At 67.5% G+C, this 25722-nt stretch carries 28 protein-coding genes; 14 read left to right on the top strand and 14 right to left on the bottom strand.

Going from position 1 to position 25722, the window contains the following annotated elements; translation table 11 throughout:
* The first annotated feature begins 8 nt into the window (after positions 1–8).
* Complete coding sequence (locus tag AB5I40_RS22020; protein ID WP_370940393.1) at positions 9–458, top strand: flavodoxin family protein; 450 nt, start codon at positions 9–11, stop codon at positions 456–458.
* A 458-nt stretch (positions 459–916) separates the two neighbouring features.
* On the opposite strand, the gene hisS is transcribed toward AB5I40_RS22020, so the two are convergent.
* Positions 917–2212: a histidine--tRNA ligase gene (gene hisS / locus AB5I40_RS22025; protein ID WP_370940394.1), complete on the bottom strand. Its 1296-nt coding sequence runs from the start codon at positions 2210–2212 to the stop codon at positions 917–919.
* Positions 2213–2248: 36 nt separating this feature from the next.
* The gene (locus AB5I40_RS22030; RefSeq protein ID WP_370940395.1) at positions 2249–2632 is read right to left on the bottom strand and encodes a hypothetical protein; all 384 of its coding nucleotides are present in this window, start codon (positions 2630–2632) and stop codon (positions 2249–2251) included.
* A 160-nt stretch (positions 2633–2792) separates the two neighbouring features.
* On the opposite strand from AB5I40_RS22030, the gene AB5I40_RS22035 reads away from it, so the two are divergent.
* Together AB5I40_RS22035 and AB5I40_RS22040 are read left to right on the top strand one after the other, a co-directional pair.
* Positions 2793–3242, top strand: a complete 450-nt coding sequence (locus AB5I40_RS22035) for a hypothetical protein (RefSeq protein WP_370940396.1) — start codon at positions 2793–2795, stop codon at positions 3240–3242.
* 33 nt (positions 3243–3275) lie between these two features.
* The gene (locus tag AB5I40_RS22040; protein WP_370940397.1) at positions 3276–3629 is read left to right on the top strand and encodes a hypothetical protein; all 354 of its coding nucleotides are present in this window, start codon (positions 3276–3278) and stop codon (positions 3627–3629) included.
* 40 nt (positions 3630–3669) lie between these two features.
* Here AB5I40_RS22040 and AB5I40_RS22045 read toward each other — a convergent pair whose 3' ends face one another.
* Complete coding sequence (locus AB5I40_RS22045) at positions 3670–4578, bottom strand: LysR family transcriptional regulator (RefSeq protein WP_370940398.1); 909 nt, start codon at positions 4576–4578, stop codon at positions 3670–3672.
* Between the two features lie 94 nt (positions 4579–4672).
* Entirely contained in the window at positions 4673–4849 is a 177-nt protein-coding gene (locus AB5I40_RS22050; RefSeq protein ID WP_370940399.1) for a hypothetical protein, read from the bottom strand.
* Between AB5I40_RS22050 and AB5I40_RS22055 the strand changes: the two genes are divergently transcribed.
* Together AB5I40_RS22055 and AB5I40_RS22060 are read left to right on the top strand one after the other, a co-directional pair.
* Positions 4844–6463 carry an adenine deaminase C-terminal domain-containing protein gene (locus tag AB5I40_RS22055; protein WP_370940400.1) on the top strand — a complete coding sequence of 540 codons (1620 nt, stop codon included), beginning with the start codon at positions 4844–4846 and terminating at the stop codon, positions 6461–6463. The genes AB5I40_RS22050 and AB5I40_RS22055 overlap by 6 nt on opposite strands.
* A 23-nt stretch (positions 6464–6486) precedes the next feature.
* Positions 6487–7179, top strand: coding sequence for a YitT family protein (locus tag AB5I40_RS22060; protein WP_370940401.1), 693 nt, complete (start codon positions 6487–6489; stop codon positions 7177–7179).
* Here the strand turns inward: AB5I40_RS22060 and AB5I40_RS22065 are convergent.
* The 8 genes from AB5I40_RS22065 to AB5I40_RS22100 form a co-directional block, all read right to left on the bottom strand.
* Positions 7154–8335: a sensor histidine kinase gene (locus tag AB5I40_RS22065; RefSeq protein WP_370940402.1), complete on the bottom strand. Its 1182-nt coding sequence runs from the start codon at positions 8333–8335 to the stop codon at positions 7154–7156. The two genes, AB5I40_RS22060 and AB5I40_RS22065, sit on opposite strands and share 26 nt — an antisense overlap.
* Entirely contained in the window at positions 8332–8979 is a 648-nt protein-coding gene (locus tag AB5I40_RS22070; RefSeq protein ID WP_043831817.1) for a response regulator transcription factor, read from the bottom strand. The genes AB5I40_RS22065 and AB5I40_RS22070 overlap by 4 nt, the downstream gene beginning before the upstream one ends.
* A gap of 92 nt (positions 8980–9071) precedes the next feature.
* Positions 9072–10343, bottom strand: a complete 1272-nt coding sequence (locus tag AB5I40_RS22075; RefSeq protein WP_370940403.1) for a cation:proton antiporter — start codon at positions 10341–10343, stop codon at positions 9072–9074.
* Complete coding sequence (locus AB5I40_RS22080; RefSeq protein WP_370940404.1) at positions 10340–11662, bottom strand: cytochrome P450; 1323 nt, start codon at positions 11660–11662, stop codon at positions 10340–10342. The genes AB5I40_RS22075 and AB5I40_RS22080 overlap by 4 nt, the downstream gene beginning before the upstream one ends.
* The gene (locus AB5I40_RS22085) at positions 11659–12684 is read right to left on the bottom strand and encodes an alpha-hydroxy acid oxidase (RefSeq protein WP_370940405.1); all 1026 of its coding nucleotides are present in this window, start codon (positions 12682–12684) and stop codon (positions 11659–11661) included. Before AB5I40_RS22085 ends, AB5I40_RS22080 begins: the two co-directional genes overlap by 4 nt.
* Before the next feature lies 1 nt (position 12685).
* Positions 12686–14230 (bottom strand): NAD(P)-binding domain-containing protein, encoded by a 1545-nt coding sequence (locus AB5I40_RS22090; protein WP_370940406.1) that lies wholly within the window; start codon positions 14228–14230, stop codon positions 12686–12688.
* 133 nt (positions 14231–14363) lie between these two features.
* Positions 14364–15344, bottom strand: a complete 981-nt coding sequence (locus AB5I40_RS22095) for an aldo/keto reductase (RefSeq protein WP_370940407.1) — start codon at positions 15342–15344, stop codon at positions 14364–14366.
* Complete coding sequence (locus tag AB5I40_RS22100; protein WP_009072633.1) at positions 15341–15742, bottom strand: MerR family transcriptional regulator; 402 nt, start codon at positions 15740–15742, stop codon at positions 15341–15343. Before AB5I40_RS22100 ends, AB5I40_RS22095 begins: the two co-directional genes overlap by 4 nt.
* 95 nt (positions 15743–15837) lie before the next feature.
* Between AB5I40_RS22100 and AB5I40_RS22105 the strand changes: the two genes are divergently transcribed.
* Entirely contained in the window at positions 15838–16428 is a 591-nt protein-coding gene (locus tag AB5I40_RS22105; RefSeq protein WP_370940408.1) for a TetR/AcrR family transcriptional regulator, read from the top strand.
* Here AB5I40_RS22105 and upp read toward each other — a convergent pair.
* Together upp and AB5I40_RS22115 are read right to left on the bottom strand one after the other, a co-directional pair.
* Entirely contained in the window at positions 16421–17044 is a 624-nt protein-coding gene (upp, locus tag AB5I40_RS22110; RefSeq protein ID WP_116205731.1) for a uracil phosphoribosyltransferase, read from the bottom strand. The genes AB5I40_RS22105 and upp overlap by 8 nt on opposite strands.
* A 449-nt stretch (positions 17045–17493) precedes the next feature.
* Complete coding sequence (locus AB5I40_RS22115; RefSeq protein ID WP_370940409.1) at positions 17494–17937, bottom strand: protein tyrosine phosphatase; 444 nt, start codon at positions 17935–17937, stop codon at positions 17494–17496.
* 105 nt (positions 17938–18042) lie between these two features.
* On the opposite strand from AB5I40_RS22115, the gene AB5I40_RS22120 reads away from it, so the two are divergent.
* From AB5I40_RS22120 to AB5I40_RS22155, 8 genes are all read left to right on the top strand, one after another.
* Complete coding sequence (locus AB5I40_RS22120; RefSeq protein WP_370940574.1) at positions 18043–18675, top strand: DUF1707 domain-containing protein; 633 nt, start codon at positions 18043–18045, stop codon at positions 18673–18675.
* Positions 18676–18811: 136 nt separating this feature from the next.
* Entirely contained in the window at positions 18812–19786 is a 975-nt protein-coding gene (deoC, locus tag AB5I40_RS22125) for a deoxyribose-phosphate aldolase (protein ID WP_370940410.1), read from the top strand.
* A 1-nt stretch (position 19787) separates the two neighbouring features.
* Positions 19788–21221, top strand: coding sequence for an aldehyde dehydrogenase family protein (locus AB5I40_RS22130; RefSeq protein WP_370940411.1), 1434 nt, complete (start codon positions 19788–19790; stop codon positions 21219–21221).
* Positions 21214–22080, top strand: coding sequence for an aldehyde dehydrogenase family protein (locus AB5I40_RS22135; protein ID WP_370940412.1), 867 nt, complete (start codon positions 21214–21216; stop codon positions 22078–22080). Before AB5I40_RS22130 ends, AB5I40_RS22135 begins: the two co-directional genes overlap by 8 nt.
* A gap of 362 nt (positions 22081–22442) precedes the next feature.
* Entirely contained in the window at positions 22443–22865 is a 423-nt protein-coding gene (locus tag AB5I40_RS22140) for a hypothetical protein (protein WP_370940413.1), read from the top strand.
* Complete coding sequence (locus AB5I40_RS22145; protein ID WP_370940414.1) at positions 22862–23488, top strand: DUF3558 domain-containing protein; 627 nt, start codon at positions 22862–22864, stop codon at positions 23486–23488. The genes AB5I40_RS22140 and AB5I40_RS22145 overlap by 4 nt, the downstream gene beginning before the upstream one ends.
* Entirely contained in the window at positions 23488–24855 is a 1368-nt protein-coding gene (locus AB5I40_RS22150) for a hypothetical protein (protein WP_370940415.1), read from the top strand. Before AB5I40_RS22145 ends, AB5I40_RS22150 begins: the two co-directional genes overlap by 1 nt.
* Positions 24856–24869: 14 nt before the next feature.
* A complete protein-coding gene (locus AB5I40_RS22155; RefSeq protein WP_370940416.1) occupies positions 24870–25622 on the top strand; it encodes an ESX secretion-associated protein EspG in 753 nt (250 codons plus the stop codon).
* Positions 25623–25722: the final 100 nt, after the last annotated feature.

A 25722-nucleotide genomic window follows, 5' to 3' on the forward strand; every position in this document is an offset into this window, starting at 1 on the left:
GGAGAACCATGCCCACGTTGCTGATCGTGCACCACACGCCGTCGCCGTCGATGCAGGCGATGTTCGAGGCCGCGCTCGCCGGCGCGAACCACCCGGACATCGAAGGCGTCGACGTGGTCCGCCGTCCCGCGCTCGGCGCGACGGCGGCCGACGTGCTGGCCGCGGACGGCTACCTCCTCGGTACGCCGGCGAACCTCGGCAGCATGAGCGGCGCGTTGAAACATTTCTTCGACACCGTGTACTACCCGTGCCTGGACTCGACGAAAGGCCGCCCGTTCGGGGCGTACGTGCACGGCAACAACGACACGTCCGGGACCGTACGGCAACTCGACGCGATCACGACCGGGCTCGGCTGGACCCGGGTGGCCGAGCCGGTGCTCGTGACGGGCGAACCGGGCAAAGCCGCGCTGGAAGCGGTGACCGAACTCGGCGGAACCCTTGCCGCGACGCTCATGTGAGCAGCACTCGCTCCGCTGAGCGGGCCGAAAGCCGGTGCGGGGAACGTAAAGAGGCCTGTCACCGGAAGCCCTGGGGGTCGACCTCCGGCAACAGGCCAAGTCAAGGGTTCGCAACGAAGGCGATCAACCTCGACTACGCAAGGGTACTACAAAGAACCGATCATGACGACCCTGCAATGACAACCAAGCGTGCTCGAATCAACTCCGAGGGCGCCGACCAGGCCCGAGAAGCCGGAGAAACCTGGATCCGACCCGCCCGTCGTCCCAGTCAGTGGACCATCGACCCCGGCGCGCGGCGCGGACGCGGCGATCTTGACTGTCCATTGTGGAGCGTCCAGTCGGGTGGCCGATTCGGCGGCGGCCGGCTGCCGTGAGTGACGAAACCGCACCGGATCCGCGACTCGACGGACAAACAAGACGGGCGCCGGTCCGGAGACCGACGCCCGTCTTGGCGAAAATCAGGCAGGCGAGACCATCGCCCGCACCGCCGCCGGTACATCCGCCAGCGCGACCTGCTGCTGCTCGCGGGTGGCCAGGCTCCGGACCGTCACCCGGCCCGCCGCCCAGTCCTCCTCGCCCACGATCACGACCGCGATCGCGCCCGCCTTGTCCGCGCGCGTGAGCTCCTTGCCCAGTTTGCGCAGTTCCAGCGGGGTCGACGTGCGCAGGCCCGCCTTCCGCAGCGTCGTCGCGACGTCGCGGGCCGGGTCCGCCAGCTCCTCGGTGACCGGGATGACGGTGACGTCGACCTCGCTGCGCGGCTGCGGCGTGAGGCCGTGCGTGTCGAGGAAGTCCATCAGCGTCACGTCGCCCATGCCGAACCCGATGCCGGAGATCTGCTCCTTCGTGAACATCGAGGCGAGGTTGCTGTACCGGCCGCCGCCGAACAGCGCGCGGCGGTTCTGCGGCGAGGTGTCGAAGACCTCGAACACGGTCGACGTGTAGTACGCCAGCCCGCGCACGATCAGCGGCTCGTACCGGACCAGGCTCGCCGCGCTGCTGGAGAGCACCTTGACCAGGTTCGATTCGGCCTTGACCTCCGCGGGCAGTTCGTCGAGCAGCGCCGGGCCGGCACTGAGCGTCTCGGCGAGCTTCTCGTACTGCTTGTCCGACAACCCGATCTCGGCCGCGCTCGCCGCGTGCTCCTCGGCCGAGGTCTTCTCCCACCGGTCGACGAGCGCGAACACCTGCGGCAGGTGGTCCGGCGAGATGCCGACGACGTCGGTCAGCGCCGACGACAGCAGGTTCCGGTCGTTGACGCGCACCGCGAACATGTCCGTGCTCGCGCCGACCGCGCCCATCAGGTCGTGGATCAGCTCGAACATCTCGATCTCGCAGTTCGCGCTTTCCGAACCGAAGATGTCGGCGTTGATCTGCCAGTGCTCGCGGACGCGGCCGCGCTGCGGGCGCTCGTAGCGGTGGCAGTTCGGGTGGCTGTACCAGCGCACCGGGAACGACAGCGATTTCGCGTGGCCGGCGATCATCCGGGCCACCGAGGGCGTCATCTCCGGGCGCAGCGCGAGCCGCTCGCCGCCGCGCGTGGTGAGCGTGTACAGCTGCTGGTCGGCGATCTCCTGGCCGGACTTCCGCTCGTAGACCTCCGCCTGTTCCAGGATCGGGCCGTCGTAGCGGAGGTAGCCGTAGCGCTCCAGCACGTCGTAGAGATGGCCGAACACCTGCGTGCGGACGGACATTTCGGCGGGGAGGAAGTCTCGGGTCCCCTTGACAGGCGCAGTTGACAGGTATTCAGGCACGTCATCAAGCTTAACGACCCGGCGCCAGCGATTTCGTCAGGGGAACGCGACGCCGTAGGCGGTGAGCAGCATGGCCGCGCCGAGCAGCACCGCGCCGCCGGTGGTGACGCTCATGCCGACGCGGGTGCGCAGCATCGCGAGGAAGAACCCGCCGGACTGCGCGAGCACGCCGAACAGCAGCAGGAAGCAGACGATCCAGCGCGCGGTGTCGCCGAGCCCGCCGTGCTCGACCAGCTGCAACGCGGCGAGCGTGAGGACGAGCAGCACGCCGGCGTGGGCGTGTCCGGCGCGGAAGAACCCGCGCTGTTTCTCGGTGAGGTCGCCGCGGCGCAAGACGCCGCTGAGCGCGTAGCCGCCGTACATGACGGTCGGCAGCGATACGAGCGCGATGACGGTGAACAACTGGGCAGGGCCGTGCATGGTCGCCTCCTTGGGGTGCGAAAGCGACCATAACACCGTTTTAAAACACTGTCACGAAACTTCTGCCGACGGTCACGCTGTCCCCCTTGCCGGTGGCTGTCCCCCGACCGTCGAGGGAATCGAGCAGCGGCGCGAGTGGCAGTGGACTGCGGTGAAGCGCATGACTACCTCGATGCGGCGACCCGCCCGATGGGCCGGTCTCGCCTTGTCCCTCGCTCTCGGCGGCCTCTGCCTGACCGCACCTGCCGCGGCGGCCGTCCCGCGGGCCAGTGCTCCGGCCGCGCACCAGGCGGGGAAGAAGACGCCCGTCCACATCAAGGCCGGACCGGTCAAGGCCAAGGTGCGCAAGGGCGAGGAGCTCCGGATCCACGGGCACTTCGCGACTGGCCCGGCAGGTCGCGCCGACGACGGCGGACTCCTGTACCTGCAGGAGCAAACTCAGGCCGGGGCCTGGGTGAACCTCGCCTCCGCCTCGTGCGCACCGGACAACGACTTCGACCTCGGCGTCCGGCTGAACGTCTCCGCGACGCTGACGCTGCGGGTCTACCACCCCGAAACCACCCTGTTCGCCACCGCCGTCTCCGCCGTGTTCACGGTGGTGGTGTTCTAAGCCGGTGGCTGCCCGCGGCGGAGAACGGGCATCATGTCGGGCGTGAGCCAGCCCGGGGATGCCGCTTCGCCGCAGGTGGCTTATGCCGACCAACTCCGCCAGCAATCGGCGACCTGCCGGTTGCTGGCGGAGAAGCAACGGGAGAACACCGCCGTGTTCGAGGGGTTCGCCGAGCGGGGTCTGCCTGGCTCCGCCGAGATGGCGGTTCGCTCCGAACGCTCGGCCCGGTTTCTGGTGCTGCTCGCGTCGGTGATCGCGGAGCAGGCGATCGCGCACGACGAGCTGATGGCCGCTGGTGGCCCGGATAACTCGCGCGCTTACGTCGAATACGAGGCGACGACTCGGCGGCTGCGGGCGTTGTTGCCGACGGACACTCTTACCGACTGACCCGCCTAGCACGACTCCCGCATAGGTACGGTGCTGAGCCCTACGGCCGCGGAGTCTGCGCGTGAGTCAACGCGCCCACAATGTCCTCGGCCAGCAACAAACTCGCCAGCCCGTGGCCGTGTTTTTCCCGCCGCACCAACGAAACCACGTTGTTGCTGAACGCGTCGCGAACCGGGCGGAAGACGAGGCGGCCGTCGCGGATCTCCTCGGCGATGTCGAATTCGCTGAGGAACGCGATGGCGTCGCCGGAGGCCGCGAGGCGTTTCATGGTCTCGATCGAGTTGGTGTGGAAGGCCGGTTCGATGTCGAGACCGGCCTTGGCGAAGGCTTCCGCCACGATGCCGTGGATGACCATCGAGCGGTCGGCGAAGATCAGCGGGTAGGGCGGGCACTGCGCGAGCGGGATCGGGTCCGCGCCGGCGAGCGGATGGTGCGGGGCGACGACCACGCCGAGCCGCGTGTTCATCTGCCAGCAGACCTCGAGGTGCGCCGACGGCGGGACGTTGAAGCCGAGTCCGAGATCGGCTTCGCTGGCTTCGACCGCGTGCAGGATCTCCTGCGTCGTCATCGCGCGAATCGAGATCCGGACTCGCGGATGGCGAGACCGGAACGCCGCCGCGGCGGTGGCGACGACGCTGCTGGCCAGGCCGGTCATCGTGGCGATTACGACCTCGCCGCTGCCGAGCGCGTGCAGGTCGCGGATGTCGGCGACGGTCTCGCGGTACTGCTGCAGCGTGCGCCGGACGTGCGCGAGAAGCGCCTCCCCGGCTGGCGTCGGGCGCATCCCGCGCGGCAGACGGTCGAACAGCGGCTGGCCGAGTTCCGCTTCCAGGAGCAGGATCTGCCGGTTGATCGCCGACGGCGCGACGTGCAGCCGGGCGCCGGCCGCGCGGATGGAGCCGAGGCGCGCCACTTCGTCGATGTACTGCAGCAACCGCGAGTGGAGCACGGGTGAACCTCCCTAGCCCTCCTTAGCGTACGAAAAAAGAGTACACGTCGTACGAAAATGAATGCTTGTCAGCAACGGTATGCGCCGGGTTCTATCAGTGCACCAACGACAGCGAAGCGAGGACACTGTGCAGGATCCGACGACGTATCCCCCAATCCCGGCCGAAGACGTTGCCGCGCAAGAAGATCACGTTCGGACGATCTTCGGAATTCTCTCCGGCGAACAGGAGGCGGACCTGCTGCTGCGCAATCTCCACATTGTCGACGTGCACACGGAAAGTGTCTACCCCGGCTCGCTTCTCGTTTACCGGCAGCGGATCGTGGCGCTGAACCCCGACGAGTCGGTCGTGCGGGTGCGCGAGGTCTTCGACGGTGAAGGGCTTTACGCGATCCCCGGTTTGATCGACGCGCATCTGCATTTCGAGTCGCAGCTCGCGCATCCGGCGGCGTTCGGCGAGGCGATCGTCCCGAGTGGAACGACCACGGTCTTCGGAGAGACCCTGGACTTCGCCAGCGCGGCCGGGGACGAGGCGGTGGAAGCTGTCCAAACATTGTTTGCTGACCACGAAAACCTGCCGTATCGGCTTTACGCGTTCGCGCCGGGGAAGAAGACCTCGACGGACGTCACCGAGGCCATGCTGAAGATGGATCCGGTGATCGGGCTCGGCGAACTGGCGCACCTGTCCTACATGACCGGGGACGCCGACGACTTCCGCAAGTCCGCGCTGGGCCGGGCGAATTCCGGGTTCGTGAACTGCCATTGGGGCGTCACGGCGCTGTCGGACATGCTGCTGAACTACATGCCCGCGATCGGCGTCGACAACAATCACGACGTCTGGAACGAGGAGGACATCGAAAAGAGCATCCGCTACGGGCTGAATACGCAGATCAAGTTCGGCGTCGGAAGTCCCGAGGTCATCCGGACCATGTTGCGCGCCATCGTGAAACGGCGCTGGCCCGCGGAGAACTTCCAGCTTTGCGCGGACAACATCTCGGTCGACCGGGTCCTGCGGCAAGGCCACATCGACTGGGTGATCTCGCTGGCGATCGAAATGGGAATGCCGCCGATCAAGGCGATCAAAATGGGCACGCTCTACGCCGCCCGCTCGTTCCGCAAGGACCGCGATCTCGGTTCGCTCAGCCCGGGCCGCTTCGCCGACATCGTCCTCACCGACAGTCTCGCCAAGATCAATCCGCGGTATGTGTTCAAGGGCGGCGAACTGGTCGCGCGCGACCGTAAGCTGCTCAACCGCGTCGGCATCGATTACTCAAGCCTGGCCAAGGAACCCAAGCCGGGTCTCGCCGACCTGACCGCCGAGCAACTCGACTTGGTGCCACTCGAAATCTCGCCCGAAGGCGACCAAGCGAAGGTGCTGCTTTTCGACGTCTACGGACGCGGGCATCTCAAGTTCGCCCAAGAGATCTGGGTACCGTTCCGCGACGGTGCGGTCGTGCCCGAGCACGAAGGCGAGCGGCTCAACCGGATTTCCGTCGTACAGCGTTACACCGACGGAGAGCGGCACATCGTCACCGGACTGTTCAAGGGCGTGTCGCTCGACCGCGGTGCGGTGTCGACGTTCTGGCCCGCCCCGTCGGCGTACTTCGTGAGCGTCGGCAGCGACAGCGCGGAAATGTGCGCCAACCTCAAGCAATTGGACACGCTCGTCGGCGGCTGCATCGTGACCGAGGACGGCGAGACAAAAGCCTGTCTGCCCTTGGAATTCTACGGCGTGATGGCCGACATGAATCTCGCCGAACTCGTCGACGCGACCCGCTCGGTCGACGCCGCGCTCGAAAAGCTGGGCAACCACAACGAGGGCGAGCCTGTCGTCAACAAACTCCTGACCCTGTTCATCTCGCTCGACCGTTTCGGATTCATGAAGTAACCCTCAACGAGGAGGTCGCGGTCGTGCCTTACGACAAAGACGCGGGAGTAATCGACACCGGAAACGTGGTGCGGCGGTGGATCACCTACATCGCGGGCATCTACCTGCTGACGCTCGGTCTCGGCCTGGCCATCCGCGCCGGGATCGGCATCTCCCCGCAAAGCAGCCTGACCCGCACGATGACGCTCGTGCTCCCGCCGCTCAGCCAGGGCACGTTCAATCTCATGCTCGAAGTGCTCATGCTCGGGCTGACTTTCCTGGTGCTGCCAAGGGCGTTCAAACTCAAGAACCTGTTCTCGCTGGTTCCGGCGCTGATTCTGGCCGCGCTGCTCGACTTCAACCTGATGGCGACGAAGTGGATCTCGCTCGGGCCCTATGCGGCGAATCTCGCGTTGCTGTTCCTCGCCGACGCGATGCTGGCGTTCGGGCTCTTCCTCATGATCCGCGCCAATCTGGTGCTGATGCCGATCGACCTGTTCGTCAACACCCTGCAGAAGAAGACCGGCCGCAAATGGGGAAACATCAAGACCGTCTTCGACTGCACACTGCTGGCGATCTCGGCGGGCATCGGGCTGATCTTCCTCGGCGGACCGCATTTCATCCGCGAGGGCACGATCATCAACGCCGTCCTGGTCGGCCAGTACATCAAGCTCTATTTCTTCCTGTACAAGAAGTTCCAAGCCCGCAAGCTCAAGCCCGTTGAAAGCGCAGCGTGAAGGTCGCGCCGACTCCAGGCTTTCCGAACGCGGCAATAGTCCCGCCATGTCCGGTCACCACTTCCTGCACCAACGCCAACCCCAACCCGAACCGTCGTCCCTCACCGTGCGCGCCGTGCGCGAAACGTTCGAAAAGCCGCTCCGCTTCGTGCTGCGGGAAGCCGGTTCCGGTGTCGCACACGCGCAGTTCGACGTGCCGGGCGTCCGGGTTGGCGAGAATCACCTCGATCGACCCGCCGGGCGGAGTGTGCCCGATCGCGTTGTCCAGCAAGGCGGACAGCACTCGCCGCAACGCGGTCGGGACGCCCGGCACCACGTCCTCCAGCCCCGGCGAACGACTCAGCCGGAGGTCCACCTGCCGGTCGTTCGCCCGGACCGATTCCGCCGCCACCGCCTGTTCCGCCAGCACCGCCAGCTGCACCGGCTCCAGCTGCGGCCGCTTGGCACAGGCCTGCGCGGACAACAGCAGATCGTCGACCACCGCACCCAATTCGCGGGTGCCCGAGACCAGGGTTTGCAGCTCATCCGGTCCGGCACCGCCGCGCCGGGCCAGGAGCTGCGTGCGGGTGTGCAGCCGGGTCAACGGCGCACGCAGCTCATGGGACGCGTCGGCGACGAATGTCCGTTGCCGGCGCAATGCCTCGCCCAACGGCCGGATTGCCCGCCCGGCCAGCAGATACCCGCTGATCACCGACGCGATCAGCACCACCAGCTCGGCCACCCCAAGCCCCAGCAGCAGCTGTTCGCGGTCAGAGATCAGGTAGTGCTCGTTGAAGTACGCCTGCCATACCTCGCCGCCGCGGTTGACCGTACGGATGGTGTACGTCGCGCCGTCAAGCACGCGTTCTTCCGTCACCACATCACCGTCGTGCGGCACTAGCGGCACCGGCGGGATCGTGAACGGGAGCCGCCCGGCGGGCGCGTGCCCCTCGGGCGTCACCAGGTAGGTGCATCCGGGCGGGGTCGCGGAAAGCCCGTGACTCAACGCGAATTCCAGCTGCCGCTCGGTCTCCGCGGACTGCCCGCGCAGGAGCACCCAGTACGCGATCACGCCCGCGGCGAGCACGACCATCGTGATCACCACGGCGATCTGGCCCGCGATGGTCCGCCGCGCGCGCCGCAGCGCCCGCGCCTCCGGGGCGACGACGGTGGTCACACCGCCCCGATCTGGTAGCCAAGGCCGTGCACCGTCTTCACCACGCCCCGCCCCAGCTTCCGCCGCAGGTAGTACACATAGGTGTCCACAATGGACTCAGCGGCGGACTCGGTGAACACTCCCGCGCGCAGGGACGCCCGCGGGTGGATTGCCTTGGGCCGCTGGGCAAGCGTGCGCAGCAGTTCGAACTCGCGGCCGGACAGCGTCACCCGCTCGCCGCGCGGCAGCACGACCTCGTGCCGTTGCAGGTCCAGCGCCGCCGCGCCGAGCGGGAGCGATTCGGCGTGCTCCTCGTCGCGGCGGCACAACGCGCGCACCCTGGCGAGGAGCTCGTCGGTCTCGAACGGTTTCACCAGGTAGTCGTCGGCCCCGGTGTCGAGGCCGTGCACCCGGTCCGCCAGCTCGCCCAGCGCCGACAGCACCAGCACCCGCGCGGGCACCGCCCGGCGGCGCAGCTGGGCCAGCACCGAGAGGCCGTCGACCACCGGCAGCCGCCGGTCGAGAATCACCACCGCGTGCCGCCCGGTGAGCCCGAGGTGCAGGCCGCGCTGGCCGTCGTGGGCCACTTCGGTCTCGTAACCTTCTCCGGCGAGCAATTCGACGAGCATCCCGGCGAGATCGCGATCGTCCTCGACCAGGAGCACCCGGGAAGCCGCCGGGGTCTCTGCCTCATCGTGCACAGGTCCATACTCGCAGTGATCCGGCCATCCGACCCTCGACTTTCGTAGGCAATCGTTCAGCTTCGTCCGGTGAGGAGAAATTCGGGCATTTCTCCGTCGGCGTACCGGCGGGCGTCGCGTTTGTCCAGCCAGCCGAGCACCGGCGAGGTCATGATCGTGGTGACGAGCGCGACGAGCACCAGGACGGTGAACAGCGCGGGCGAAACGATTCCGGCGGACAGCCCCACGTTCAATGCCACCAATTGCATCAGTCCGCGCGCGTTCACCAGCACGCCGATCCGCAGCGCTACCGGTTGCGGTTCGCCGGTCAGCCGCGCCGCGCCCCACGAGGCGCCGAGTTTGCCGACCACCGCGACCGCGATGCAGACCAGCGCGAACATCAGCAGCTTCGGGTCGGCGAGCAGCGCGAATCGCGTGTTGAGGCCGGAATAGGTGAAGAACAGCGGCAGGAACACGACCCGGCCGACCGGCATGATCCGCGCGAGCACCGCGTCGGCCGCCTCGCCGCGCGGGAACACCAGCCCGAGCATGAACGCGCCGAACACCGCGTAGAGGCCGATGACGTCGGTGAACCACGCGGCGCCGAACAGGAACATGGCGGTGACGAGCATCCGCTGGTCCACCGACACGCGCGGGTTGTCCATCACCCGCGCCACGATCCGCCGGACCACCAGCCACACCAGCAGCACGAACAGCACTCCGCCGCCAATGGCCGTCGCGATCGGACCGGCTGTGCCGGCGTGCATGCCGAGGACGACGGCCAGCAGGATCCAGGCGAGGACGTCGTCGAGGGCGCCGCACGCGAGCGCGAGCGAGCCGAACCGGGTGCTGCCCAAACCGCGTTCGGTGATGATCCGGGCCATCATCGGAAACGCCGTGATCGCGAGCGCCACCGCGACGAACGCCGCCGAAACCACCGGCGACACCCCGGGTTTCAGGATTCCGGCCCAGTTCGCGCCGAGCACGCTCACCCCCACGCCGAGCGCGAGCGGCACGACTGTGCCCGCGGCGGACACCGCCGCGACGGTTTTCCTCCCTTCCTTCAGGGCGCTCAGCCGAAACTCGTAGCCGGCACCGAACATGTAGATGACGAGCCCGATCTGGCCGCCGAGGTAGAGCAGCGTGCGCACCGAGTCCGGGAACAGCCATTCCTGGACGCCCGGCAGCAGGAGCCCGAGCAGCGACGGGCCCAGCAGCACACCGGTGACCATCTCGCCGACCACCGGCGGTTGTCCGAGCCGCACCGCGAGTGCGTTCACCGCCCGGCAGGCCACCAGGATCACCACGGCCGCCAGGAAAAACGCGGGTGCGGCTTCTACGGCACTCATCGGGTTCCTCCCTGGAAGTGTTTGGTGCACAACCGAAGCCGACGCGCGTCGAGCACCATGTAGGTGCCGAAGACCAGCTGCGCGAGGCTGCGCCACACGTCTTCCCAGCGATCGCGCACCGCCAGGTAGGCCAACGCGGCACGGGGATTTCGCCGCGATCCGCGCGGGGTGGCGAAAACCGGTCCGCGGTTGGGAATCGAGCGGGTGTGCGCGGCGCTCGTCGTGAGGGCGAACCGGCGCAGGAATTCCCTGGTGACCACCCGCATCGTCACCGGGGCGAGGCCGCGCGCCGGGCACGGCCGGTTTTGCGCGACGCCGAACGGCAAGAAATTTCTCTGCTGATGCGCGGGGCAACCGGCCCAACGCTCCGGGTCGAACTCGTCGGGACGGTCCACTCCTGCGTGGTGGAACTCCGGATAGCTGAACAACAGCACGGTGCCCGCGTCGATGGTCCGGTCGGCCAGTTCGATGTCACCGGTGGTGATGCGGTGCGCGATGCCGAAGAGCGGATAGGTGCGCAGGCATTCGTCCAGCACACGGTCGAAATACTCGTCGTCGTCCGGGTTTTCCGCGAGCCTGCGCTGCACCTGCGGATGTTCGGCGAGCACCATCAGCAGGTGCGCCATCGCCTCGGACATCTGCACGACCGCGGTGTTGAAGAACGTGCCTTGCAGGTAGAACACCTGCTCCTCGCGGGTGAGCCGCGACGGCAGCGGATGCGGCACGTCGTCGAGCCGGCGGCGCAGGTACGCGGTGAGCCGGGCGCGACGGCGCATGTTGCGCGGGCGCACGCACTTCAGCGCGGACACGACGTCGTCGGCGTGCCCGACGATCAGGTCCCGCGCCTCCGGCGGGCACGGTTCGCCGAACACCAGCTCGTAGTACAGCTCGGCCCAGACCGGCATCATCTCGTCGCGCAGCCGGAGCAGCCGTCCCGGCCCGGTTTCGATCCGGTCGAGCACGCGTGCGGCGACCCGTTCGGTCATCGCCTGCGATTCGGCCTTGGACTTGACCAGGATGTTCCGGGTGGTTTTGGCGACCTCGTCGTAGCGCGGGCCCGGCTCCAGATGTTCCTGGTGCACCTGCGGTCCGGGCGCGAGCCAGTACCAGAACAGGTCGGACAGCGCGGCGCCCTCGCTGCGTCCGTCGGCCGCCGGATCGGCGTACACCCGGCGGAAGTCCTCGACCGGCACCTGGTAGCCCTCGTCCCCGTTGACCAGCGCGAAGATCCGGTTCCGCATCGCGACGACCCGGCCCGGCAGCCACTTCGGGCTGGTCGCGATCAGCCCGGCCGCCCCGGCGAGCACGAGACGTTTCATCGGAGCAGGTCCGGAGTCAGCTCGCCGGGCGTCCGCGCCCCGCACAGCCCGAGCGCGGTGTCCGTTTCCTCGCGCAACCGTTCCAGCACTTCGGCGACCCCTTCCTGCCCCGCCGCAGCAAGGCCCCACAGCACCGGCCTGCCGACGCCGACCGCGTCCGCGCCGAGAGCGAGCGCCTTGACGACGTCCGCGCCGCTTCGCACACCGCCGTCGAGGATCAGTGGCATTTGACCGTCCACAACGGACACGATTTCGGGAAGTGCGGCCAGACTCGAAATTGCGCCGTCGAGTTGCCGTCCGCCGTGGTTGGACACCACGAGTCCGTCGATTCCGGCCGCCACCGCGCGCCGGGCGTCCTCCGGGTGCAGCACGCCCTTGAGCAGCATCGGCATTTTCGTGCTTTCGCGCAGCCAGGCGAGATCGTCCCAGGTCAGGTCGACGGGCATTTCGATGTCGCGCACCCGGCCGGTGGCGTCGCGCATGTTCTCGGCGGCCAGCCCCGGAGGAAGATCGTGGAACGCGTGGCGGTACTCGCGTTCCCGCCGTCCGCGCACCGCGGAATCGACCGTCACCACCAATGCCCGCGCGCCCGCGTTCTCCGCCCGGCTGATGACCGCTTCGGTGAACTCGCGGTCTGATTGCACATACAACTGGAACCAGAACACGTCGGCGACTTTGGCGACGTCTTCGACAGCCGTCGTCGAGGCCATGCTGCACACGAAGACGGTGCCCGCTTCCGCAGTGGCTTGCGCGGTCGCGAGTTCCCCGTCCGAATGCGCGAGACGGTGGAATGCCGTCGGGCACACCAGAATCGGCATCGACATCGGCGATCCGGCGATTTCCACCGTCAGGTCGCGTTTGCCGACTCCGAGCAGTGCCCGCGGCACCAGCACCCGGCGGCGGAATTCTTCTTCGTTGGCGCGCAAGGTGGCTTCCTCGCCCGCTCCGCCGGCGTAATAGTCGTAGTGCGCTGGCTCCATCCGTTCGCGTGCGATGGCTTCCAGCTCCGCGATCGTGCGCATGTCAGAGCTGCTTGGTGAAGAAGGCCGTCAACGCGTCCACGTGCACCGGGCGATTCCACTCGTTTTCGAGGTTCTCGGTGACGTGATGGGTCGCGACCAATTCGCCGCCCTGGTAATGCCGGACGATCGGGTGCAAGTAATGCCCTTCGCCGGAATCGTTCGCGACGTCCTGACTCGCGCGGGTGACAGTGAAGTCGAACGGATCGATCTTGTCGTGGTCTGGCCCGTAGTCGAGAGTGATCACGAACGCGTTGGCGCTCTCCCCCAGCGCGGTGTCCTTGAACCGGTCGACCGGGACTTCCTCGTAGTAGCGGGCCTGGTCGCCGTCGACCACGAGGACGTCTGCAAGGAAGCCGAACTGTTGGTACAGGGCGGAAGTACGGTTGATCCGGCCTATGACGGCGTCGACCAGTTCACTGGTTTTGTTGGCCACCGCCGTGCTCGGCCATTCGGTGTCGTGGTAGCGCTCGTCGAGCACCTTGGAAAGCGCGCGCACGCCGTAGCGGTAGCCGTGAATGAACGCGCTGGTGGCCTTCTTGAAATCGCGGGCCTGAGTGATCGTCCCGGCGAAGTAAAGCCCTGGCACGTTCACCGATTCCCACGACGAAGTCTGCGCCGGGAACCGGTCGTTGATCGTCATCTCCGGACGGCAGTCCTCGTCGAACATCGAGGCGTCGAACCGGAATCCGGTCGCGGCGATGACCCGGTCGTAGCGAATTTCCTTGACCAGCTCATTGGCACGGGCGAAAGCGAACTTGACGTGATAACCGTCGTCGTCCTTGGTGATCTCGCGGACGTCACCGTCGAGAATCGCGTGCTGCAGCTTGAGTTGATACATGTCGAGCACGCCCGCGTTGAACGCGCGGAGGTGTCCGACGAAGTGCGTGCGCCACGCGAGCTTGACCGGTCGCGGACCGGCGACATGCAGCACCGCAGCGAAGGCGTTGATGCTGTCGGCCGTCTCGAATGCGGAGTTTCCCTTGCCCAGCACGAGAACGCGCTGGTTGATGAATTGCTCGGGATCGGTGTCGTAGTCGGCGTACTGGTCGACCAGCTCCATGCCCGGCACATCCGGGACATACGGTTTGGTCACGCCGGTTGCCATGATCAGCCGCCGCGCGCTGAACTTCTCCCCGTCGGCAGCGGTGACCGTGAAGACGTCGTCCGCGCGCGAAATTCGCGTAACCTCGGTGTCGTACCGGATCTTGACGTCGTGTTTCGCCGCGTAATCGGCGGTGTAGCTGAGAAATGCTTCCGCCGGCGGGAACATCTCGGCGCTGTAGTCGGTGAAGACCAGCGGATCCGGCCCGTCGTCGAGCAGCGAGTTCCAGTCGACCCGGAGGTTCAGCTCGGGGTCGGTCCATCCGGTGTATTTCTTGTTGACCGAGATGAGCGTGCGGTGCCGGGGAAAGCGCGTGAAGAACGCGGCGGGCACGGACCCGCGCTCCAGGACCAGGTAGCTGCGCCCGGCCCCGCCCAGCTGCCGCCCGAGCTGCAATCCCGCCGGCCCGGCTCCGACCACCAGGTAGTCCAGCACGTCCGCCATGACACCGACCTCCCGTGTCGCCTTGATCTGACGGCGATCAGAGTGGTCGGAAGATCTCAGAAATCCCTCAGAATGTACCCGGTCTTCGGGACGCCGGTGCCCCGCGACGGAAGCGGGGCACCGGCTTCGGCTGCTACTTGCCGGTGACGCGCGCGAGCGCCTCCGGGTACCGCGCCCCCGCGATCGCCTCGGCCGGAGCGGCCTTCTCGATCGCCGCGATGTCCTCTTCGGACAGTTCCAGTTCGGCCGCGCCGACGTTCTCTTCCAGGTACTTCCGCCGCTTCGTACCCGGGATCGGCACGACGTCGGCCCCCTTGGCCTGCACCCAGGCGAGCGCCAACTGCCCCGCCGTGACGCCCTTCTCCGCGGCCAGCGCCCGCAGCGCCTCGACGATCGCCATGTTGCGCGCGAAGTTGTCCTCGGCGAACCGCGGCAGGCCACGGCGCATGTCGCCCTCGGGCAGCTCCTGCACCGACGTGACCGCGCCGGTCAGGAACCCGCGGCCCAGCGGCGAGAACGGCACGATTCCGATCCCCAGCTCCCGGCAGGTACCGAGAATTTCGTCCTCGATCCCGCGCGTCCAGAGCGACCATTCGCTCTGCAGCGCGGTCACCGGATGCACCGCGTGCGCCCGGCGGATCGTCTCCGCACCGGCTTCGGAAATCCCGGCGTAGCGGATCTTCCCGGCCTGCACCAGCTCGGCGAGCGCGCCCCAGGTCTCCTCGATCGGGACGTTCGGGTCGACGCGGTGCTGGTAGTAGAGGTCGATGTGGTCGATCCCGAGCCGCTGCAGCGACTCGTCGCAGCACTGCTTCACATACGCGGCGTCACCGCGCGCGGTCATGCCCTCGTCGGTGTGCACGATGCCGAACTTCGTCGCGAGAATCACCTGGTCGCGACGGTCGGCGATGGCCTTGCCGACGAGCTTCTCGTTCTCCCCCGCGCCGTACACGTTGGCCGTGTCGAGCAGGGTCACCCCCAGTTCCAGCGCCCGGTGCACCGTGGCGACGGACTCGCCGTCGTTGTCGCGCACGCCGTAGGCCGAGCTCATCCCCATGCAGCCGAGCCCCTGTGCGCCGACCTCCAGTGCGCCGAGCTTCCTCGTACCGATCACGCGGAAATTCCCTCCATTTCGGGCGCGACGCCGAAGGCCTTGCGCTCGATCTGCTCGTAGTTGGCGATCTTGTAGTCCAGAATGTCGAGACAACCCTGCAGCTCGGCGATCCGGTCGGCGACCGACTGCCGCTGCTCCACGAGGATCGCCTTGCGCCGTCCCGCGCTGGCCACCCCGTGCCGGCGCAGCGAGGCGTACTCGCGCATGCTCTTGATCGGCATCCCGGTGAGCCGCAGCTTCGTGAGGAAGCCGAGCCAGTTCAGGTCCTCGTCGGAGTAGGCGCGCCGCCCCGCCGAATCGCGAGCGGGCGGTTCGAGAAGCTTGATGCGTTCGTAGTACCGGAGGGTGTCGATCGACAGGCCGCTACGTCGTGCGGCTTCCGCTATCGAGTAGCTCATGCGCTCGACAGTACGACCTGGAGTGCACTCCAGGTCAAATCTTAAAACGCTGGTCACGGTCGCGTTTTATAACGTTGTTGCGTTACGCTGGGTACATGCCTCGCCCCCGAACCCACGACGAATCCCTCCGGCTGAAGCTCCTGGACCGGGCAGGCGAACTGATCTCCGCGGACGGCCCCAAGGCGCTGTCCTTGCGAAAACTGGCCGCCGACTCCGGCACGTCGACCACGGCGGTGTACTCGCTGTTCGGCAGCAAACCGGACCTGGTGAACGCTCTGTACGCAGAAGGCTTCCGCCGCTTCGGCGCCCGCCTCGCGACGGTCCCCCTCACTGGCGAGCCCGTACCCGACCTCGTGCGCCTGGGCATCGCCTACCGCGAAAGCGCACTGGCCGACCCGCACCTGTACGCGATCATGTTCAGCCGCTCGGTGCCAGGATTCGAACCGAACGCCGAAGCCGACGAGGTCGCCCAGTCCACCCTCGCCCCCCTGACCGGGGTCGTCCGCGCCGCTGTGTCGTCCGGCCAGTTCCAGGACGTCGCGCCAGAACTGATCACCGTCAGCCTGTGGGGCTTCGTGCACGGCCTGGTGTCCCTGGAACTGTCCGGCCGTCTGCCGCCTGGCTTCAGCGTTTCCGACGGGTACGAAAAAGCCTTGCACGCCAACGCTTCCGGCTGGCTTACCTAGCTCCGTACTGGCGATCCCCCGCGTCGCCCAGCCCCGGCACGATGAACCCGGAGTCGTTGAGCCGCTCGTCAATACTCGAGGTGACCACCCGAACCGGCAGCCCAGTCTGCTCCAGATGCGCCAACCCCTCCGGGGCAGCGAGCGCACAGATCGCGGTGACGTCAGTAGCCCCACGATCGGTCAGCAGCCGAATCGTGTACTCCATCGACCCGCCAGTCGCGAGCATCGGATCCAGCACCAACACCGGCCGATCCGCGAGCGACTCGGGCAGCGACTCGAGGTAGGGAGTCGGCTTGAGCGTCTCCTCGTCGCGAGCAAGCCCGACGAACCCCATCTGCGCGTCGGGGATCAGCTTGTGCGCCTGATCAGCCATCCCCAGCCCAGCCCGCAAGACCGGCACGAGCAACGGCGGACTGGCCAGCCGATACGCGTCAGTCCGCGCGACCGGAGTATGAATCCGCTCAGTACGCACCGGCGCATCCCGCGTGGCTTCATAAACGAGCATGACAGTCAACTCATGCAACGCGGCCCGGAACGCGGCACTGTCCGTCCGAGCGTCCCGCATGGTCGAGAGACGAGCCTTGGCCAGCGGGTGATCGACGACGTGCACATCCATGCCGCACAACTTAGCCGCCCAGCCCAGCGACGCCACTCTTTCCCCTGCGCGTTCGTGGGCCCGATTACGTCCGTGAGGGCCACCTTCACGGGCTCTGATTCCCCCAGGGTTCCCCTCACGCCCCACCCAGCCCCCGCCAGGATGCGCCCCAATGCGGCATTGGTTGCGTCCCGCGCACCCAATGTGGCGTTCGGTGCATCTGACGCACCCAACGCCACATTGGGGCGCGAGCCCAAGCCCACTCCCGAACCGCAGCAAACGCACCCAACGATCGAGGCACCCAGCCCCTCCCCCGCACCCCGATATAAAGCGTCCCTGCGGTCTGGGGGTGCTTGTCAAGGCATCTTTCCCGCCTTGACAAACACCCCCAGACCGTCAGCACACTCAAGCTTCGGGGTGCCCCACGCAACCCAGGTGCGCAACGTCGCCGCCAGGCGACGAGCAGCCCCCTACCGAGACTCAGCAAACCACCGAACCCACCGCCGCTGCCAAGGCGTCTCCACCGCCCGAGCGTGATGGTTCTCCCGAACCCAAGCAACGGCCTCCTCAGGCCCCACTCCACCCATGGTCACGAGACAAGCCAACACAGTCCCACTACGCCCAACCCCACCAAGACAAGCCACCTCCACGGCCTCCCCAGCAACCGCCCGCTCATGCAACCCCAAAATCTGCAACCGGGCGTCCTCCCGATCCCTCGGCAGCAAAAAGTCCGGCCACCGAATCCACCGATGCTCCCACCGCAGACCCGGCTCGTACTTCCCTTGCATCCGCCGAGACCCCAAATACAACCCGAACTCCGGCTCCGGCCCCTCCGGCTTCGGCTTCCCCAACCCCCGAGCCCGCACGACAGCCCCATCCGGAAGCACCAAAGTCCCCACCAACGCAGAATCCATCACGCCATGATCCCCCTATCCACCGTTCGACGGACCCGAGCCGGACCCGACAGGACTAGGCTGCCCCAGGTGAGTGAAGACCCAGCCACGCCGGGCCCGGACCAGATGCGCGTGTCGGACGCCGATCGGGAGCAGGTCGCGCAGGTGCTGCACCAGGCGCTGTCCGAAGGCCGCATCACGATCAACGAACTGGAAGAGCGGCTTTCCAGCGTATACTCCGCGAAAACGTTCGCCGATCTGAAACCGGTGACCGCGGACCTGCCCGGCAGCGCCGCGGTCGCCACCACCGCTTCGGCCTCGCTGCAGCCCGCCCCGTCGCGCGCGCTCGGGCTGCCGGACAACCGCGTCGGCGGGCATCCGGGTTCCGCCGTGTCGATCGGCGTGATGTCCGGGGCCGTGCGCAAGGGCAGCTGGGTCCTGCCGCAGCAGCACACGACTTTCGCGTTCTGGGGCGGCGCCGAGATCGACCTGCGCAGCGCCCGGTTCGCGGAGAAATCCTGCACGATCACCGCCGTCGCGATCATGGGCGGGATCGAGATCACGGTGCCCGACGACATCAACGTGAACGTCACCGGCATCGGCTTCATGGGCGCGTTCATGCTGGAGGACAAGTCCGGCGCGCCGCCCGCTCCGCCGACCGCCCCGACCGTGACGATCAACGGCCTCGGCTTCTGGGGCGGCGTAGTGGTCTACCGCAAGCCGGCCAAGGACGTGAACGCGCCGCAGATCGAGTCCTGAACCCGACTGCACACGGCACCGACAAAAACCGCCGCCCCCGGCCCGCGGCTGTGGACAACTGCGAGCCCGTGACCAGCTGTCCACAGATTCCGGTGAGCGCTCCGGCGCCTGCTGTCGCGCACCTACACTCAGCGGTATGACAGCTACCACCAGCCCGGCAGCGGCGCCGGAAACCCCGTCGCCGCTGACGGACGTCACTCGCGACGAAGCGAGCCTGCGGCGGTTCCTGCACGGGCTGCCCGGTGTCGACCAGGTCGGCGTCGAGCAGCGCGCGGCGGGGCTCGCGACCCGGAGCATCAAGAAGGAAGCCAAGCGGTGGGCGATCGACACCGCGGTGTCGATGGTCGACCTGACCACGCTCGAGGGAGCCGACACGCGCGGCAAGGTCCGCGGCCTCGCCGCCAAGGCGATGCGGCCGGACCCCGAGCGGCAGGACTGCCCGCGCGTCGCGGCCGTGTGCGTGTACCCGGACCTGGTGGAGACGGCCGTCGAAGCGCTCGCGGGCAGCGGGGTGCGGGTGGCGAGCGTCGCGACCGGCTTCCCGGCGGGCCGCACGAGCCGCGAGGTCAAGCTGGCCGACACCCGGATGGCAGTCGAGGCGGGCGCGGACGAGGTCGACATGGTGATCGACCGCGGCGCCTTCCTCGAAGGCCGCTACCTGGAGGTGTTCAACGAGATCCGCGCCGTGAAAGAGGCCTGCGGCTCGGCGCACCTCAAGGTGATCCTCGAGACGGGCGAGCTGGCGACGTACGACAACGTGCGCCGCGCGTCCTGGCTCGCGCTGCTGGCGGGCGGCGACTTCATCAAGACGTCCACCGGCAAGGTGTCGCCCGCCGCGACGCTGCCGGTCACGCACGTGATGCTGCAGGCGGTGCACGACTGGCACGAGCGCACCGGCGAACTGCGCGGCGTCAAGCCCGCGGGCGGGATCCGGACGACGAAGGACGCGATCAAGTACCTCGTCGCCGTGCACGAGGTCGCGGGCGAGCAGTGGCTCACGCCGGAGCTGTTCCGGTTCGGCGCGTCGAGCCTGCTCAACGACCTGCTGCTGCAGCGGCGCACCCAGGTGGACGGCCACTACAGCGGCCCTGACTACGTGACGGTGGACTGACATGGGCATCTTCGAATACGCGCCCGCGCCCGAATCGCGCGCTCTGGCCAATCTGAAAGAGCATTACAAGCCGTTCATCAACGGCGAATTCGTCGACGGCTCCGGCGAGCCGCTCAAGACGATCAACCCAGCCACTGAGGAGATCCTCGCCGAGGTCGGCACCGCGTCAGCGTCCGATGTGGACATCGCGGTGAAGGCCGCGCGCAAGGCGTACACGTCGGTCTGGTCGAAAATGCCGGGCACGGAACGGGCGAAGTACCTGTTCCGCATCGCCCGGCTGATCCAGGAACGCTCGCGCGAGCTGGCAGTGCTGGAAACGCTGGACAACGGGAAGCCGATCAAGGAATCGCGCGATTCCGACGTGCCCACCGCGGCCGCGCATTTCTTCTACCACGCGGGCTGGGCGGACAAGCTCGGCTACGCGGGTTACGGCCCGGACCCGAAGCCGCTCGGCGTCGCGGGCCAGGTGATCCCGTGGAACTTCCCGCTGCTGATGCTGGCGTGGAAGATCGCGCCGGCGCTGGCCACCGGCAACACCGTGGTGCTGAAGCCCGCCGAGACCACGCCGCTGACCGCGCTGGTGTTCGCCGAGATCTGCCAGCAGGCGGAGCTGCCGCCGGGCGTGGTGAACATCCTGCCCGGCGCGGGCGACATCGGAGCGTCCATTGTGGAGCATCCGGACGTCGACAAGATCGCGTTCACCGGCTCCACCGAGGTCGGCAAGCTGATCCAGCGCACCGTCGCGGGCACCCGCAAGAAGCTGACCCTGGAACTCGGCGGCAAGGCGGCGAACGTGGTGTTCGACGACGCACCGCTGGACCAGGCGGTGGAGGGGATCGTCAACGGGATCTTCTTCAACCAGGGCCACGTCTGCTGCGCGGGTTCGCGACTGCTGGTGCAGGAGTCGGTAGCCGAAGAGGTGCTGGAGAAACTCCGCTACCGGGTGTCGACGCTGCGCCTCGGCGACCCGCTGGACAAGAACACCGACCTCGGCGCCATCAACTCGGCCGAGCAGCTGGCGAAGATCCGCGGCCTGGTCGAATCCGGCGACGCGGAAGGCGCGCAACGCTGGACCAGCCCGTGCCCGGTGCCCGACCGCGGCTTCTTCTTCGCGCCGACGGTGTTCTCGGAAGTCCACCAGTCGATGCGGATCGCGCGGGAGGAGATCTTCGGCCCCGTGCTGTCGGTTCTCACCTTCCGTACGCCGGAAGAGGCTGTGGCGAAGGCGAACAACACGCCGTACGGGCTGTCCGCGGGGATCTGGACCGAGAAGGGTTCGCGCATTCTGTGGATGGCGAACCAGCTCCGGGCAGGCGTTGTCTGGGCCAATACGTTCAACCGCTTCGACCCCGCCGCCCCGTTCGGCGGTTACCAGGAGTCCGGTTTCGGCCGCGAAGGCGGACGCACCGGTTTGGAGGCCTACCTCAATGTCTGACCGAATTTCGGTGGCGAAGACCTACAAACTCTATATCGGCGGAAAATTCCCGCGCTCGGAATCCGGCCGGGTCTACCCCGTCACCGATTCCAAGGGCGCCTTCCTGGCCAACGCGGCTCACGCTTCCCGCAAAGACCTGCGCGACGCGGTGTCCGCCGCCCGCAAGGCGTTCCCAGGTTGGTCGTCGGCAACTGCTTACAACCGCGGCCAGGTTCTCTACCGCGTCGCCGAGGTCATGGAAGGCCGCCGCGCCCAGTTCGCCGCCGAGGTAGCCGCCTGCGAAGGCGTCGCGGCGAAGAAGGCCGAGTCCATTGTGGACGCCGCCATCGACCGCTGGGTGTGGTACGCGGGCTGGACCGACAAGATCGCGTCCGTGCTGGGCGCCGCCAACCCGGTAGCCGGCCCGTACTTCTCCTTCACCACCCCCGAGCCCACCGGGGTTGTCGGAGTACTGGCCCCGCAGGAATCCTCCCTGCTCGGCCTGGTGACGGTCCTGGCCCCAGTCCTGGCCACCGGCTCGACCGCGGTCCTGGTCTCCAGCGCAGACCGCCCGTTGCCCGCCATCACCCTGTCCGAGGTCCTGGCCACCTCCGACGTCCCCGGCGGCACCGCCAACATCCTCACCGGCCGAGCCGCCGAACTGGGCCCGTGGCTGGCCTCCCACGGCGACGTCAACGCCCTAGACCCGACCGGCGCCACCCCCGCCGACCGAGTCACCCTGGCCCAAGAAGCCGCCGGGACGGTGAAGCGAGTCCTGTCCGTCCCCGACACCGAACCGGACTGGACTGCGGAGCCAGACCTGTCCCGCATCCGGCGGTACCTGGAGGCAAAAACCGTCTGGCACCCCATGGGTGTCTGACATTCGAGTTCACCCAGACCGCCGTTCCGGTTAACCCGGAACGGCGGTTTTGTCTGCGGCAACTCAAAAAATTGCGCGCCGGGCAGGCTTTCCTTAGGTTGGGCGGCCAACCAAGAAGGAGTAGTGTGAGCCGTCCTGCATCGAGAAAGCCGCATCGCCACTTTTCCGGACAGAGATTTCCGCAGCTGCATTCCCTCCGAACAGTCGCATTCGCCCAATTGCGCGAATCCCTTGCCGATTTTCTGCAAATGCACTGCACCCCCACGACTTACCGTGCTCCGTCGGTTACGGTGAATATCGCCGCGAGGCACCGAACCGACCGATGCGCGAAATGTCCGCCGTGTCTTGGGGAGGGCGAGGACATGGACCAGCCTGCCGCGAACGCAGGTAAAACCTGGTTGCCAGACTTCACCATCACCGACGGCACCGGAACACCGCCCGGCCCCGGCTTCACCATGAGCCGCGACGATGCCCGCAGCATGCTCAACCTGGCCAAGCAGGCCCGCAAGCAGTTCGACGACATGCGGATCCACGCACAGTACTTGACCAGGCTGACTCCGCCCGCGGACGAACCGGCGAGCAACGACTACAACAGGCGATTGACCGGCAGCGACTCCGGCGACGGCGCGTTCGGGGCCGGTCTGGCGAACCTCATTCACCTGCGCGACTACACACAGGAGCTTGTCCGGAAACTGGAGCAGGCACTCGGAATCACTGAGAATTCCGACGAAGCCGCAGCCGCCGAGGTGAAGGCATCCGGCGAGCCAACGGGGCTCGCCGGATGAACCGCCGCTCGCCAGCGTGGCTGCTCGTCGCCGTCGGCACGCTCGTCACCACCGCGAGCTGTTCGGGAGGCAATGCTCCCTCGCCGCCGGTCTCCTCGGCGCCATCGCCAGCCGCGGCTTCCCTGCCCTACGGAGGAGCGCCGAAGGTTGACCGGCCCCTGCCGTCGTCGGTCTTGTCGGGCGATCCCTGCCATAACGCCCTGACCGCTGAGCAACTCAAGGAGATCCTCGGCGCCACGGATCCGCCCAAATCCGAAAACATCCCGGCCACCGGGCCGTCCTGCCGGTGGGACCACCCGGACTCCGGTGCCGGACTGAACATTTTCTACGACATCCGCACCCACCAGGGACTCAGTTCGGTCTACCAGAACACCAAACCCAAGACGACCACGTGGCGGCAGCTTCCCTTGGTCCAAGGATTCCCCGCAGTCGCGTTCTCGATCCACCCCGGCCCTGGCGTCGATAATTCCTGTGACGTGAGCGTGGGAATCGCGGACGATTACACCTTCGACGCGGCACTGACCCTCGGCCGCGGCAAAGAAGGAAAAGCCGACCCGTGCGACCTGACGGCCAAGGTCGCCGGCATGGTCGCCGCCAATCTTCGGCAGCGGGCGGGTTCGTGATGGGTTTCCTGGAGATGATCGAGGACGTCGGCCACTGGGTCGGCGAGCGTATTGACGACCTCGGCAAGTTCTACTCCGCGGCCCTCCACGGCGACACCGGCACCGAGGCCGTACCCGCGCCCGAGCTGGCCCAGAAGGTGCTCAACGGACCAGGCACGTCCGTTTGGCACGAAGGCGCCGGGCGGGCGGTCCAGCTCAGCAGTCAGCACCATGAGGCAAGCGATTTGGTCGCCCGCATGAGCACCGGGCTGGAATCCGCGTGGACCGGCCGAGCCGCCGATGCCGCGCAGACCCGGATTCGCGCCTTGGCGGAGATCGCGTCCGTGTCCGCGGCGATCTACACCACCAACGGGGCCAATCTGTCCGACGTCGCGCACGGGTTCGACGCCATGAAAACCTCCCTTCAGCCGATGCCGGACCGGCCGCCGCACTTGACCTTTCTCGATCGGGCTTCTCCTTGGGAGACCGACGCGGAGAGGGAGATCACCCAGTACAACGCGGTGGCCCAGCAGAACGTCGACCGCTATCAGGCGTACGTCCAGCACGCCCGCACGGGCAGCCAGCAGCTGCAGACCGACTACGGGCGGCTCGACGACTTCGGCGGGCGGAACACCACAGCCGGCTCCAGCATGAAGGCACAGCGAAGACCGAAGACCGCACCGCATTTCCCGGAGCCGCGAAACCCGGGGCATCCGCCGGACGCTCCTCCAGTGAGCGGGCCACCACCTGGGCCTGGCGTAACGCGAGAAAAGCCCGGACCGAGCAGGGAACCGCAGCCGAGAACGGGTGATCAGACGACGGCCTCCGGATGGTCGCCGGATCCGGCGACCACCGGGCCTCCACCCACTGCCGCGCCTCACACCGAAACATCCGGAAGCGCAAGCGGCACGTGGATGCCTGGGCCAGTCGGGGTTCCCGCGCAAGGCGGACGCGGAACCGCGGGCAACACAGGCGGAAGCACCGGCGAGACCACCCGAGGCCGCACCGGCGGAAGCACCGGCGAGACCACCGGAGGCCGCACAGGCGGAATCGCCGGAGGGGAAAGCAACCGCGCAGGCGGACCCCGAAGCCGAACGGACGGCCCGTCCCGGCCGGGCATCGGCAGAGGGACCGGCGCGGGAGAGGAACCACGCGCACCAGGCAACACAACGCGCGGCACAACAGGTGCCACCGGAACCCGAGGCACCCCAGGCATTACCGGGACAACCCCGGCCCGCGGCAAAGACAAAGACCAAGACTCCCAAGAACACCACCGCAAATACGGCCTGGATACCGACGCCGCCTTCTCCATCACCGACGACGACGGCGAACGCACCGTGGACCCCCGCACCGGCTTGCCTCCTACGCCACCGACCATCGGCGGCTAAGGGAGCGCCAAGCGATGCCGATCCTCGAGAGACCGGTCCGGATGCCGCGGTTGGCGTTTCTCGCCTTGTGGGGCCACGAGAAACTCGGCGAACCGCCGGTGGTCGTCGAGCACGCGCCGATGTTCATGACCGACGAGTTCTCCGAGAAGCTCCGGGTCCAGTCGTACGGGCTGCTGGCGAGGTTCGGGCTCGCGGCGAGCGGCGCGCCCAGTCCGCGGCTGCGCGACACGCTCGAACTCCTCGCCGAAGCTCGGCGCGAGGTGTATTCCTGGAGCGATTTCGGCAACCGGCGCGGGGACAACGGGGCGATTCTCGTTGCGGCAGCGGGACGAGAGGCTGTGCGGCTCGTGACGGACAACCGGTCCGTGCAGCTCGAGCCCGTTTCGCCGCGCGACATCGGCGGCAGCCTGGTCGATCTGCTGCCCTGCTGTGCTCCGGCGAAGCTCCGGCCGCTCAAGGTGCCCAAGGACTACTACGACAGCGCCTCCGCCGATCCCCTCGCCGAATCGTCGGCCAGCGCGGACGAATTGCGGCACCTGATGCGGGCCCGGCGCGACGCGGTGCATCTGATGCATGTCGCGGTCCGCAGGCCGGACGGAAGCCGGACGCACAGCACTCCGCTGTCCGCGATCGACCTCACCGGACGCGGGCGCGTGCTGAGCTTCGTGAGCCCCGACGGCGCCGGCGGGCTGCAGATCAACGTCTACTCCGGCACCCGCTCCCATCTCGTCGACGCGCTGGCGCTGACGCTCGCCGAACTCGGCTGAGCGAAGGACCACGAGGCGGCAACATTTCGCGCCACCCCTCTATGCTTTCGCGAAATTCTCTGCCAACATGTGCCATTGGGGAAATTTCGACGCCCCGTGT

Source organism: Amycolatopsis sp. cg13, from assembly GCF_041346965.1.
Taxonomy (GTDB): domain Bacteria; phylum Actinomycetota; class Actinomycetes; order Mycobacteriales; family Pseudonocardiaceae; genus Amycolatopsis.